9 protein-coding genes are annotated in these 12,413 nt (G+C 64.2%); 5 read left to right on the forward strand and 4 right to left on the reverse strand.

Features of this window, described 5'->3' with window-relative positions; all coding sequences use genetic code 11:
* Window positions 1-2 precede the first annotated feature (2 nt).
* From H6718_31605 to H6718_31620, 4 genes are all read left to right on the forward strand, one after another.
* Window positions 3-1,979, forward strand: coding sequence for a response regulator (locus tag H6718_31605; GenBank protein MCB9590003.1), 1,977 nt, complete (start codon window positions 3-5; stop codon window positions 1,977-1,979).
* Window positions 1,980-2,042: 63 nt separating this feature from the next.
* Window positions 2,043-4,622, forward strand: coding sequence for a HEAT repeat domain-containing protein (locus H6718_31610; protein ID MCB9590004.1), 2,580 nt, complete (start codon window positions 2,043-2,045; stop codon window positions 4,620-4,622).
* Between the two features lie 77 nt (window positions 4,623-4,699).
* Window positions 4,700-5,413 (forward strand): enoyl-CoA hydratase/isomerase family protein, encoded by a 714-nt coding sequence (locus H6718_31615; protein ID MCB9590005.1) that lies wholly within the window; start codon window positions 4,700-4,702, stop codon window positions 5,411-5,413.
* Window positions 5,414-5,477: 64 nt separating this feature from the next.
* Complete coding sequence (locus H6718_31620) at window positions 5,478-6,644, forward strand: aspartate kinase (protein ID MCB9590006.1); 1,167 nt, start codon at window positions 5,478-5,480, stop codon at window positions 6,642-6,644.
* A 75-nt stretch (window positions 6,645-6,719) separates the two neighbouring features.
* Here H6718_31620 and H6718_31625 read toward each other — a convergent pair whose 3' ends face one another.
* The 4 genes from H6718_31625 to H6718_31640 form a co-directional block, all read right to left on the reverse strand.
* Window positions 6,720-8,096 carry a leucyl aminopeptidase family protein gene (locus tag H6718_31625; GenBank protein ID MCB9590007.1) on the reverse strand — a complete coding sequence of 459 codons (1,377 nt, stop codon included), beginning with the start codon at window positions 8,094-8,096 and terminating at the stop codon, window positions 6,720-6,722.
* An 81-nt stretch (window positions 8,097-8,177) separates the two neighbouring features.
* Window positions 8,178-9,566: a sulfatase gene (locus H6718_31630; GenBank protein ID MCB9590008.1), complete on the reverse strand. Its 1,389-nt coding sequence runs from the start codon at window positions 9,564-9,566 to the stop codon at window positions 8,178-8,180.
* A 104-nt stretch (window positions 9,567-9,670) separates the two neighbouring features.
* Window positions 9,671-10,411 carry a hypothetical protein gene (locus tag H6718_31635; GenBank protein MCB9590009.1) on the reverse strand — a complete coding sequence of 247 codons (741 nt, stop codon included), beginning with the start codon at window positions 10,409-10,411 and terminating at the stop codon, window positions 9,671-9,673.
* Between the two features lie 12 nt (window positions 10,412-10,423).
* Complete coding sequence (locus H6718_31640) at window positions 10,424-11,140, reverse strand: hypothetical protein (GenBank protein ID MCB9590010.1); 717 nt, start codon at window positions 11,138-11,140, stop codon at window positions 10,424-10,426.
* Window positions 11,141-11,289: 149 nt separating this feature from the next.
* On the opposite strand from H6718_31640, the gene H6718_31645 reads away from it, so the two are divergent.
* Window positions 11,290-12,408 carry an FAD:protein FMN transferase gene (locus H6718_31645; GenBank protein ID MCB9590011.1) on the forward strand — a complete coding sequence of 373 codons (1,119 nt, stop codon included), beginning with the start codon at window positions 11,290-11,292 and terminating at the stop codon, window positions 12,406-12,408.
* Window positions 12,409-12,413: the final 5 nt, after the last annotated feature.

A 12,413-nucleotide genomic window follows, 5' to 3' on the forward strand; every position in this document is an offset into this window, starting at 1 on the left:
TCATGACCCCCGAGGCACCCCCCGCGTCAGATGCCCGGCGCCGCCATCGCCGCTGGCTCTTGAGCATCGGGATCTCCCTGGTGGTCGCGGTGGCGATGGTGGCACTTTCCATCGAACTAGAGCGCACAGAGCGCACCCACGCAGCCCAACAGAACCAGCTGACGGCAGAGCTCTCCGCGGGCAAGCTCGAGGACTACGTACGCGACCGAGTGCACTCGCTGGAGGTGATGAAGAAGGCCATCCGCGAAGGCAGGCTGCGTGAGCGGGAAGCCTTCGAGGCCAGGGGCGGCGCCGTCGCTGAACAGTTCGGCGGCTATCGCGCGATCAACTGGATCGACGAGCGCGGGGTCATTCGCTTCGCGAGCCCGCGAGCCACGAACCAGATGGTTGTCGGCAAGAGCGTCCTCGAGCACCCCGAAGCCGCTGAGTTTTTTCGCGCATCAATGAAGGACGGACAGGCGCACGCGACGGGTCCACTCACGCTGTTCCAAGGCGAACAAGGCTTCGCAAGCTACATCCCGATCTCTTCCGATCACAGCCTGGGCTACCTGAATGCGGTCTTCGATGCCCGACGCTTGGTAGAGAGCTGCTTTTCGCATCGGCTCAACGCCACGAGCTACCGTGTGAGCGATGCAGGCGAACTGCTCTACCAGAGCCCTTCGTTCGACCACAGTCGAACTGAGGTGAGTACCGCGCAGCTCATGGTGCTGGACCGCCAATGGACTCTGCAAGTGCGGTCCCCTACTGGTAGCGAGCCAAGCCACTGGTGGGCGCACGTGCTGAGCATCCTGTTCGCCGCTGGGGTGGGCGCGTCGGTGCACTTCGCCCTGAGGCGCGCTGCTGAGCGCGAAAGCGAGGAACGCGAACGACGACAACTCGCAGAGCGCTTGCAGGACACCACCAAGCTGGAAGCGGTGGGCCAGCTCGCGGGCGGTGTCGCCCATGACTTCAACAACCTGCTCACCGTCGTGGCGAGCAACGTCGCGTTGCTGCAAGAAGCCACGCTCGATGACACCACGCGAGTAGCGGTGGATGAGATAGAAGCCGCCACGAGTCGCGGAGCGGAACTAACAATCCAGTTGCTCGCCTACTCGCGCAAGCAAGTCGTCCAACCCAGGCCCGTGGACATCGACGCGGCCCTCACCCGCGCGACCAGCATGCTGCGCCGCGTGCTGCGGGAGAACATCCAACTCGAGCTCGATCTGGAACCCGACACGAAGTATGCCGTGATCGACCCAGGGCAACTCGATCGCGCCCTGATCAACCTTGCGCTCAACGCGCGCGACGCCATGCCGGACGGTGGCAAGCTCACGCTCAAGAGCTACGTCCGGGGAGAGCGCATCTGGCTCGAGGTGTCGGACACCGGGCTCGGAATGGCAGAAGACGTCAGCGCACGCGCGTTCGAGCCCTTCTTCACCACCAAACCGGTGGGCAAAGGCACCGGGCTCGGGCTCTCCACGGTGTACGGCGTGGTGAGCCAAGCGGGGGGCGAGATCAGCGTGCGCTCGGAGCCGGGAAAAGGCGCGACATTCCGCATCTGGCTGCCCGTCACGACCGAGATCCCTGAGGAAACCCATCGGCCGCCGTCGAGTTCCAAGTGGAGCGTTGCGGACCATCGTCGCGTGTTGCTCGTCGAGGACGACCCGGGGGTGAGGCGCGGAGCCGCCCGCACGCTGCGGCGCGCCGGCTACGAAGTCGTGGAAGCCTCCAACGGCGTAGACGCGCTGGAGCGCTGGAGCGAAGACATCGAGGCCCTGGTAACCGACGCGGTGATGCCGGAACTTGGTGGAAAAGCCTTGATTGAGGAGCTTCGAAAGCGGAAACCGACGCTCGCGGTGGTGCTCATGAGCGGGCACGCACCGGATGTGCTGGGGGATGCCCTGAACCGCCTGGACGTCGTGTACCTACCAAAGCCTTACTCCCCAGCGGAGCTGCTCGACGCGCTGAAGCGCGCCATCCTGACTCACCTTCCAAGCTAGCCGCCCCAGGCAGCGCGTTGGGCTTGCTCCGAGGCCAGGTGAATACTACCGATTGCAGCCAAGATGCAGGAGTCCTCGCACAACCTCGCTTTGGGACATGCTCTCGGCTGCGCATGCAGCTCCGCGGGGCCGCTCGACCTGACCGGCGGACCGCGAAAGTATGAGCGCGACCGCCCGTTTCGCGTCGACCACCTGGCGCTAGACCTGGAGCTCGACTTCGCAGCGCGCGAGGTGCGCGGCAGCGCACGCCTGGACTGCTCGCGGGTCGACGACGACGCGACCAGCCTCGTGCTGGACGCCCTCGACTTCGAGCTCACCAAGCTCGAGCTTATATCCTCCGGGAAAAAACACGACGGAAACTACCGCTACGACGGTGAATCCATCGAGATCAGCATCCCAAAGCGGCTGAAAGAGTTCAGCGTGGAGATTCACTACAGCGCACAACCGCGCCGTGGATTGTATTTCCTCTCCCCCGACAAATCAGTCCCGGAGCGCCCGACTCAGGTGTGGTCTCAGTGCCAGGACGAAGACGCCCGCTTCTGGTTCCCGTGCCACGACAAGCCGCACCAGAAGATGACCACGGAGCTCAAGGTGAAGGTTCCGGCGGGGATGACCGTGCTGAGCAACGGTGACTTGGTCGCGTCGAGGACTCCCGAAATATCCAAGTCGGGCAAAGCCAAGGCTCGCGTTCCGAAGACCTGGAGTTATCACTTCAGGCTGGAGCAACCCCAGCCAAGCTATCTCGTGACCCTCGTCGCCGGGCACTTTGACGTGATGAGCGAGGAGCTCAACCTCGGCGAACGCAAGGTGCACGTCGCGTACTATGTCCCGCCGGGAAAGCAGACCGACGGCAAGCGCGCCTTCGGTGAGACGCCGCGCATGATCCGCCTGTTCTCCCGCAAGACCGGAGTCCCGTATCCGTACGGCAGCTACAGTCAGATCGTCGTCAGCGACTTCATCTTCGGTGGTATGGAGAACACCACCGCGACCACGATGGAAGAGGAGATCCTGCTCGACGTGAAAGCCGCGCGGGACGTCGACAGCAACTACCTGGTCGCGCATGAGCTCGCCCACCAGTGGTTCGGCGACTATGTCACCTGTCGCGACTGGTCTCACGCCTGGCTCAACGAAGGCTTCGCGATGTTCTTCGAGCTTGTGGAGCGCGAAGATCGCCTCGGCGCCGACGAGTACGCCTACGCCCTACGCAAGAACCTAAACAGTTACCTCGGGGAAGCAGGCGTCTATCGTCGACCCATCGTTTGCCGGGACTACGACTCCCCCATCGATTTGTTCGACCGACACCTGTACGAGAAGGGCAGCCTGGTTTTGCACCTCCTCAGCCAGGAGCTCGGGGAGGCGCGCTTCTGGCAAGGTGTGCAGCTCTACTTGGAGCGCCACGCCTGGGGCATCGTCGAGACGAACGATCTGATGCGCGCCCTGGAGACCGTGAGCGGAAAGAGCCTCGAACGCTTCTTCGATAGCTGGGTGTACCGCCCGGGTCACCCGACACTGAAGCTGAAGGTGGGCTACGCAGATGGGCACCTGAACGTCGACCTCAAGCAGACCCAGCGTGGCCAAGACGTAGCGACCTTCGACTTGCCCCTGTGCATCGAGGTCGCCCACAGCGAAAGCAACCTCAAGCGGCACCAGCGCCGCATCGACACGGCGCAAGGTTCGCTCAGCGTCGCCATGGGGAAGGCTCCGCTGTGGGTTGAGATCGACCCGGACTATCAGCTCCTGGGGCGCGTGGAGATCGACTGCCCCCTCGATATGCTGGAGCGGCAGCTCAAGCATGGGCCGCGCGCCAAGACGCGCTGGGTGGCGGCGGAGCTCCTGGGCAAGAAGGGCGGGCGCCGGGCCGTTCAGGCACTCGCAGCTTGCCTTGGCAACGAAGAAGAAGCTTGGATGGTCCGCGCGGAAGCAGCCTACGCCCTCGGGCGCACACGGGACGAGCGCGCGAAGCTCGCGCTCCTCGAGCACACGGACACGGCGGAGGACCGCGTGCGTCGCGCGGTGATGTGGGGCCTCGGAAACTTCCGCGACGCTGACGTGGAGAAGCCACTGCTCAAGCACGCCCGACGCGAGGCAAGCTATTTGGTTCAAGCGGAGGCCGCGCGCGCCCTCGGCAAGAATCGCGGCAGCGGCGCCAGGAGCGCGCTGGAGAAGCTGCTCGGCGAGGAGTCCTGGGCCGACGTCGTACGTGGCGCGGCGCTCAACGGGCTCGCCCAACTGGGTGACGAAGCTGCGCTGCCCAGCGTGCTCGAGACGTCCCAGTACGGCGTGCCCACACGCGGGCGACGTGCCGCGATCATGGCGCTACCCGAGCTCTCCCAGGAGCGCCGCATCCGCCGTCACCTGGAGGCCTTGCTGGAGGACGCTCACCCCCACGTTCGAGGTGATGTGGCGCGAGCGTTGCAATCGCTGGGCGATCCCGTGGCACGCGGGGCGCTGCGTAGCCAACTCGCACGCGAGAACGACGGAAGGGTGCGCCGGCGACTCCGCGGCGCTATCGACGGCTTGACCAACTCCGGCAAGTCGGTGGACCGTCGCCTGTCACGTGACATGGAAAGCTTGCGTGAGAAGCTCGAGGAGCTCGAGGCCAAGCTAGGCAAGCTCGAGCAGAAGAAAGGAAAGTCCAAGTGAGTGATCCCGTTTCGCTTCGCCGCGAGGAAATAAGCGGTGGCCAGGTCGCCATCGTCACCATCGAGCGCGAAGAGCGGATGAACACGCTCTCTCGAGACACCCTGCTGGCATTCGGGCGCATCGGGCGCGAACTCGGTCAGAGTAGCGACACGCGCGCGGTGGTCATCACATCCGCTGGAACGAAGGCATTTTGCGCTGGCGCGGACCTCAAAGAGCGCAAGGGCATGGACGAGAACGACGTGCGCAAACAGCTCGAGCTGTACCGCTCGGAACTCTTGTGGATCCTCGACTACCCCGCGCCCGTCGTGGCCGCAATCAACGGCGTCGCGCTCGGAGGCGGCCTCGAGCTCGCGCTACTTTGCGACCTGCGGGTCGCGGCGGAGCACGCCCTCTTGGGCCTGCCTGAAGTCAGCATCGGCATCATCCCCGGCGCTGGCGGCACCCAGCGCTTGCCGCGCATCGTGGGTGAGGCGCGCGCCAAGGAGTTGATCCTGTTCGGGCGGCGACTGAAGGCCAAGGAAGCACTCGAGATTGGTCTGGTGAACCAGGTGACTCCGGAAGGTCAGGACGTGCTCCAAGACACGCTGAGCTACATCGCCCCCCTCGCCGGTGGCGCGCCGCTGGCGCAAGCCGCCGCGCTGCGCGCGATCGACGCCGCCTATGAGGTGCCGTTTAGCCATGGCATCGAGCTAGAGCGCATGTTCTACGACACGTGCCTGCGCAGTGAGGATCGAGTCGAGGCGCTCAGCGCGTTCGCCGAGAAGCGCAAACCTGTGTTCAAGGGCCGCTAACCAAGAAAAGTGTGTGCGCCTCCGCCGTTTCTAGCGGCTGAGAGTGTGTTGCCGGGAGGATACAATGCGTATCGTAGTTCAGAAATACGGTGGCTCATCCGTCGCCGATACCGAGAAGATCAAGAAGGTTGCGGCTCGCGTGGTGGAGACCCGCAAAAAGGGCTTCGCTGTGGTGGTGGTGGTCAGCGCCATGGGCAAGACCACCGATCAACTCCTGGCGCGCGCTCGGGAAATCAGCCCAAGCCCCAGTCGTCGCGAGCTCGATATGCTGCTCAGCTGTGGCGAGCGCACCAGCATGGCGCTCCTCAGCATGGCGGTGAGCGAGCTTGGCTATCAGGCGATTAGTCTCACCGGCTCTCAGTCGGGGATCCTCACGAACGACCGCCACTCCGGCGCACGCATCATCGAGGTGCGTCCGTTCCGCGTTCAAGACGAGCTCGAGGCCGGGCGCATCGTGATCGTCGCGGGCTTCCAAGGCGTGTCGTACAAGCGCGAAGTGACCACGCTGGGTCGTGGCGGTAGCGACACCACCGCGGTGGCGCTGGCGGGTGCCCTGGGCGCCGAGTACTGCGAGATCTGCTCAGACGTGGACGGTGTGTACACCGCCGACCCGCGCGTCGTGGACTCCGCGGAGCTGCTCAAGTCGATCACCCACGAGGCGATGCTGGAGCTCGCGGCTCACGGCGCGAAGGTACTCCACGCGGAGTGCATCGAGTTCGCGCGCAAGAGCCAGGTGGCGCTGTACGCTCGTGCGACGTTTGGTGACGCGAACGGCGGCACCCGCATCGATCGCCCCGAAGAGGTGGGCGAGCTCGACGTGGCCGGCGTGTCCGGTACGAAACAGCTCGTGCGCCTGCGAGCAAGCGGCGAGCGTTCCATGGATCGCATGCTCGCGGCCGCCGCCGAAGCGTCGCTGCCGGTGCTGCACCTGGACGCGGATCACGAAATCGCGGACCTCTGGTTCAGCCTGGCGGATGTGCCCGACTGGTCCAGCGTGAAAGCGCAGCTGCTCGATCAGGTGCAGATCGAGGAGGGCTGCGGCGCCGTGAGCGTGGCTGGGGACTTCTTCGGCCGTAACGCCGCCAAGCTTTCCAAGACGCGCTCCGTTGCGGCGGGCGTCGGCGTGCGGCTCAAGGCCATGGCCACGTCTCCTCTGCGGGCGACGCTGTTCTGCGCCGAGGAAGACGTAGACGCCCTGACGTCAGCGCTACATCGCGCCTTCCGCGACTAGCCTCGGGCCCTGGAATCGCAACAGGCAGGCCGAAACATCGGCCTGCCTGTCGTGCTTTGTCGTGCCGCTTTCGCCTCAGCGAGGGTAGCGCTCGACCAGCATGCGGTAGAGCGCGCGTAGCGCAAACGCCTCGCCACCCACGGGGCGCCCCGGGCGAGAGCGCAGGTTCCAACCCATGGTGTCGATGTGCACCCAGCGTTGCCGCTTGGAAATGAAACTCTGAAGGTAGAGCGCTGCGGTGATGGCGCCGCCAAAAGGACCACCCTGGTTGTTCAGGTCGGCCATCGGAGTCTTGAGTTGCTCCTTGTAGGGCTCGTGCAGGGGCAAGCGCCAGAGCGGGTCCCCTTCGCGCAGGCCGGCGCTGAGCACTGCGCCGGCCACGTCGTCGTCGTTGGTGAAGAGCGCCGGTAGCTCCGTGCCAAGGGCTACGCGCGCAGCGCCAGTCAGCGTCGCCGCATCGATCAACAGATCCGGGTTCTCCGTGTCGGCCTCGGCCAGCGCATCACACAGGATGAGCCGCCCTTCAGCGTCCGTGTGCCCGATCTCCACGGTTAGACCCTTGCGCGTCTTGATCACATCGAGCGGATGGAACGCGTTACCCGCAACGCTGTTCTCCACCGCAGGCACGAGCACCCGCAATCGCACGGGAAGCCCAGCGCTCATCACGGCGTGAGCGAGACCGAGCATCAGCGCGGCGCCACCCATGTCCTTCTTCATGAGCTTCATGTTGTCGGCGGGCTTGATATCGAGGCCGCCGGTGTCGAAGCACACCCCCTTGCCAACCAGGGTCAGCTTCGGGTGCTTGGGGTCGCCCCAGGTAAAATCGATGAGCCGCGGCGCGTCGCTGCAGGCGCGCCCGACCGCGTGAATCGTCGGGTAGTTCTGCTCGAGCAGCTTGTCGCCCACGATCAGCTTGAACTTCGCGCTATGCCGCGCGGCAAGCTCCTTCGCGCTCTCGCCGAGCGCGGTGGGACCCAGGTCCCCGGCGGGCGTGTTGATCAGGTCTCGCGCGAGGCTGATGCCTTCGTACAAGCGCTGCACTTCGCCCTGGTCAGCGCCCTCGGGCCAGGCGAGCAGCGCCCCCTTGCCACTATGCGCCTTGTAGCGATCGAAGCGATAGTGCCCGAGCGCCCAGCCGAGCGCCGCAGTGGTGGCGTAGCCGGGCTCTAGCGTGGTGCCGACGTGATAGCGGCCTGTGGGCAGACGCCGCACCAAGCCTGCCCAATCCCAAGCCTCTTTCCTTGAGGAAACGCCAAGCACAACTCGCTCCAGGCCGCCGTCGCGTCCTGGGATCAGCGCAAACTCACCAGGCTTCGCCTTGAAGTCCGTCGCCGCGAGCCAGTTCTTGGTCGCCGCGCGTTGCCCCTTGATCCAAGCCTTTAGCTCGCCCTTCTCCAACGCAACGATGGGGCGCGAAGTCTTGGTGGGCTTCGCCGCGAAGATCTCATTCATCCATGCCTCCAAAAGCAGCGCGCCAGGGCGCGAATACAGGAACCTGTCGCGCTCTGGCGTACCAGCTTTCGAGGCCGTCTACTACTGCTTGGGCGGGCCCATGGGGCCCTTGGCTTGGCTGCCGCTCTTCAGCTTCATGCCGCCGTAGGGCTCGATGCTGGGAACCTTGGCGAACTCAGCTTCGTAGATCTTCTTCATCTCTTCGAGCTTGGTCTCGTCGGTCTTCGCGAGATCCTTCTCCTCGCCTGGGTCGTCCTTGAGGTTGAAGAGCAGGTACTTCCAGCCCTTGCCGTAGACGATCAGCTTGTAGTCCCCGTGGATGACGGCGCGGCGCGGCGGGTTGTGGCTATCTTCAGCCAGCTCGAAAATCAGCGTCTCACGCTTCTCCGGCTTCGCCCCGTAGACTTCGGGGACCAGGCTCTTGCCCATGAATGTGGACAGCGCGTCCATACCCATCAGGTCGACGAGGGTGGGCGCGATATCGAGGTGATTGCGCATCTCACTGATGTGCTTCGGTTCGGCCCCTGGCGCCTTGATGATCAACGGCACCTTGAGCAGCACGTCCCAGACGTCGAAGGCGTGCTTCCACATCCCGTGTTCCCCGAACGCCTCACCATGATCTGCGGTGATCACGATCGCGGTGTCCTTCCACCACGGCTGCTTCTCACCCCACTTGAAGAGCTCGCCGAGCCACTTGTCGGTGTACCAGACCTCGGAGTCGTAGCGATCGCGGTTGCTGTTGCCGAAATCGGGGCTCTCCGCGTGCTTCTGGTACTTGTCGTGTGGATCCATGTAGTGGCTCCACAAGAAGAACTGGCCCTTCGTGTTCTCCGGGTTGCTCAGCACCTCGATGATCTTCTTGGTGCTCTTCTCGCTGGTGATGAAGTTGTCGGTCTGGGCGTCGAAGGTGATTCCAGGCACCATGTCCCAGACATCGAAGCCTTGGTCGATACCTTTTCCACGACCAAAATACATATGAGCTTGCACGCCGAGGGTACGAATGCCCTTCTTCTGCATCGCCTCCTGGATGAAGTCGTTGCCCACATCCCGGTAGCCCGTGAAGAAGTAGCCGTCGCGGTACAGCGTGCCCGCCAAGCGCCCGCTCAGCATGCAGGCGACGGACTGCGCGGTGTAGCTCGTGACCGAGCGATGGTTGTCGTAGACGACGGACTCTTTGGCCAGCTTCGTCAGATTCGGTGCGGTCTCGCGCTTGTAGCCAACCCACGGCATGTCATCGGCGCGCAGCGCGTCGACCGTGAGGAAGAGCACGTTGAGCGGCTTCGCCGGACGCGTGAGCGCTTGCTTCTCGGGGTCCTTCGCAGCGGGCTTGGCTCCGCTCGCCGCGGCAGGCGGCTTCGCTGACACATCCGCAGGGGGCGAAGTCGTCGCGGCTTTTTCAACTGGCTCTTCGGTCTTACCGCAGCCACTCAGGATCAACAGACTCAGGGCAACCAGGCTGGAAGTACGCATTCCCTCCGGCGCCTAGCGCGCTCTAGCGCTTCGGGCCAAGAAAAGCGCCTTGGAGCGGCCGCAGCGGCAAGCACTGCTCCTCACCCCCAAACGATCTTGGAGCGTCAGCTGGGTGGATTGACGTAGGCCTTCGCGGGGCGGCCCTTGGGTGCGACGACCTTCACCACCACGAAGCCCTTCACTGGCCGCGTCTTGCCTATTTCGCGACCGAGCCCCCACAGGCCGACTTGCAGCTCGAGCTCCTGGCCGCCGACGAGCGGCTTCGTGCCCTTGGGTGGCCACGTGCGCTCGAAGTCCAATGGGCTGTCGGGCCCAACTGTCTTCGATCCTTCGCCCTCGCGCGTGTCGCCGATCTCGGTGACGACCTTTTCGCTCTGGGTGACCTTCGTCGCAAAGGCCAACGGGCCCGCATTCGGAGCCATCAAGTAGCGCGTGGCGTCCCCTTCACTCTCCGCTTTGACCTTGACCACCACGCCCCAACCCGCGCCCTGTCGCTTCGCCTCTGCCTTGATGTGGAACATCAGGCCATCGATGCTCACGTCGACGCCTCCGGGGACCATCTTGTAGACTTTATTCCGCGCGGCATCGTCTCCGGCCTCGAGGGGCTTCTCGTCGTCAGGGATCTCGACGCCTTCATCATCCTCATCGGCGTCGTCATCGCCTCCCTCAGCCTCGCTTGGGGGTGAGGTGCTCTGGTCAGACTCCGCGCCAACGGGTTCTGCTGCTTCACCAGCCCCTGAAGCCGCCGTGTCATTTCCCTGCGGCACAGCAGGAGGTTGCCCGCCGCCACAACCGACGAGCAGGAGCGCGAGCAGAGGAGCCAATCCGAAATCGCGGAGCCACATGCTCCGACGATATCAGCCGCCAGCGAGCTTCTGCAGCACCTTTTGCGCCAGCGCCGGGTCCTCTTTGCAGCCGACCACCACCGCCCGGTCATCCTTCACCACGGCGCGCCCCTCGCCAATCGGCTTGGAGAAGTCATAGAGGATGACCGTGGCGTCCGCGTCATCGCCCTTCGCGTCGTCGCCGCGGACAGCCTCGACTTCGAAGCTCTTGACGTTGATCGACTCGTCCTCGTCCTCGGCCCCTTCGTCAACCTTCCAGCCAGCGCCCTTGATGACGCCTTCGAGATCGGGGCGCTTCAGCGTCGCCAGGCCCTTGGCCTTGATCTTCTCCGCAAGCTCTGCAGAGCTCGAGCCGGAGTCGTTCATCGCGGAGACATAGAGGATGCGCGAACCATCCAGCGTGAGCGACGGCTTTGCTGCCGCCTTCTTCCACTGGCTGAAGTCGTACAGGTTGACGAAGACGTCCTTGCCATCCACCTGATACTTCAGCGAGTAGATGGTGCCCGCGTCGATGGACTCATCGTCCTTCGAGGAGTCGGCGTATCCAGCGGCTTTTGCGTTCGCTTCGAGCTTCGCCAGATCCAGAGACGCCAGGCTGAGGCTGGGCGCAGTCTGAGTGGTCTCAGGCTGCGGCTTGTCCTTCTTGCTGCAGCCACTCACGAAGAGCGCGCCAAGGAACAGCGCGCCGACCGCGGCGCCGACCATGCGAGAATTGATTCGACTGTTCATACCCAGGGAGAGTCGCTACCAAAGATGCGTTCGCTACGCACGGATCACTTCACTGTGCCCGCAAGGCTCAGGAGCGTTCATTGGACGGCGAAACGCGACTTCCCATACAGGCGGGCGCTCCCGTGCTACGTCTCAGTTGCAGCAACCCCATGAATACTCGAGCTTTTTCTCTCTGTTTCGGGCTCTTGCTCGTGGCCTGTGACGATGCTCCCCAGGAGCCAACAGGCACCGACGCCAGGTCGAGCGGCCCGGCTCACTCGGGCACGACGGCGGCCCCCTCAGCGAGCCAGACGTTCGAGCCAAAGCGCGTCGATCTGCAGGCCGATGCCATGGGAACCAAGCTCCATTTGGTCAGCTTCACCACGCCACGCTTGGCGGAGCCCGAGGTGAAGCAGGCCATGCAGGCGGCGATGAGCGAAGTGGACCGCCTCGCGAAGCTCTTGAGTGACTGGACCGCGGATAGCGACGTGGGCCATGTGAACGCAGCAGCCGGTGAGTTCGTGAAGGTTTCGCCAGAAACTCTCGAAGTGGTGGAGAAGGGCTTGTGGGCTGGCAAAGTCAGCGAGGGCACCTTCGATATCACCTGGAACTCCCTCGGGGGCTTGTGGAAGTTCGGAGATGCGCGTGAGGCGGATCCAAAGCCACCAAGCGCCGCAGAGATCAAACGCCTACTCCCCCGCGTGAATTATACCCGCGTGGAAACTCAAGATGACCCTCCTCAGGTCAAGGTTCCGAAAGACTCGAAGCTTGGGTTGGGCGGCATCGCGAAGGGCTACATCGTCGACAAGATGGCGGCCGCGATGCGCAAGGCTGGGCTCAGCAGCTTCCTAGTGCAAGCGGGTGGCGACCTCTACGGCGCCGGGAGGAAGCCCGATGGCTCGCCCTGGGTGAGTGGCATTCAAGATCCGCGCGGCAAAGACGGCAGCTTCTTCGCAGTGATCGAGCTGACGGACCACGCCTTCTCCACGGCCGGGGACTACGCGCGCGCCTACGTGCATGGCGGCAAGCGCTATCACCACATCATCGATCCGCGCACCGGCTATCCCGCCACCGCGAGCCGCAGCGTCACCATCTGGGCGCCGTCGGCGTTGTTGGCTGACGCGATCGACGATGCGGTGTTCATCCTCGGTCCGGAGAAGGGCCTGAAGCTGGTTGAAGACACCGACGGCGTTGGCGCCGTGATCGTCACCAAGGACAACAAGGTGATCGTCTCGAAGCGCATCGAGGGCAAGGTGAAGATCACCGCTCAGCCCACCGACGGCATCTGAGCGGC

The organism is Polyangiaceae bacterium (assembly GCA_020633205.1).
GTDB lineage: Bacteria > Myxococcota_A > Polyangia > Polyangiales > Polyangiaceae > JAHBVY01.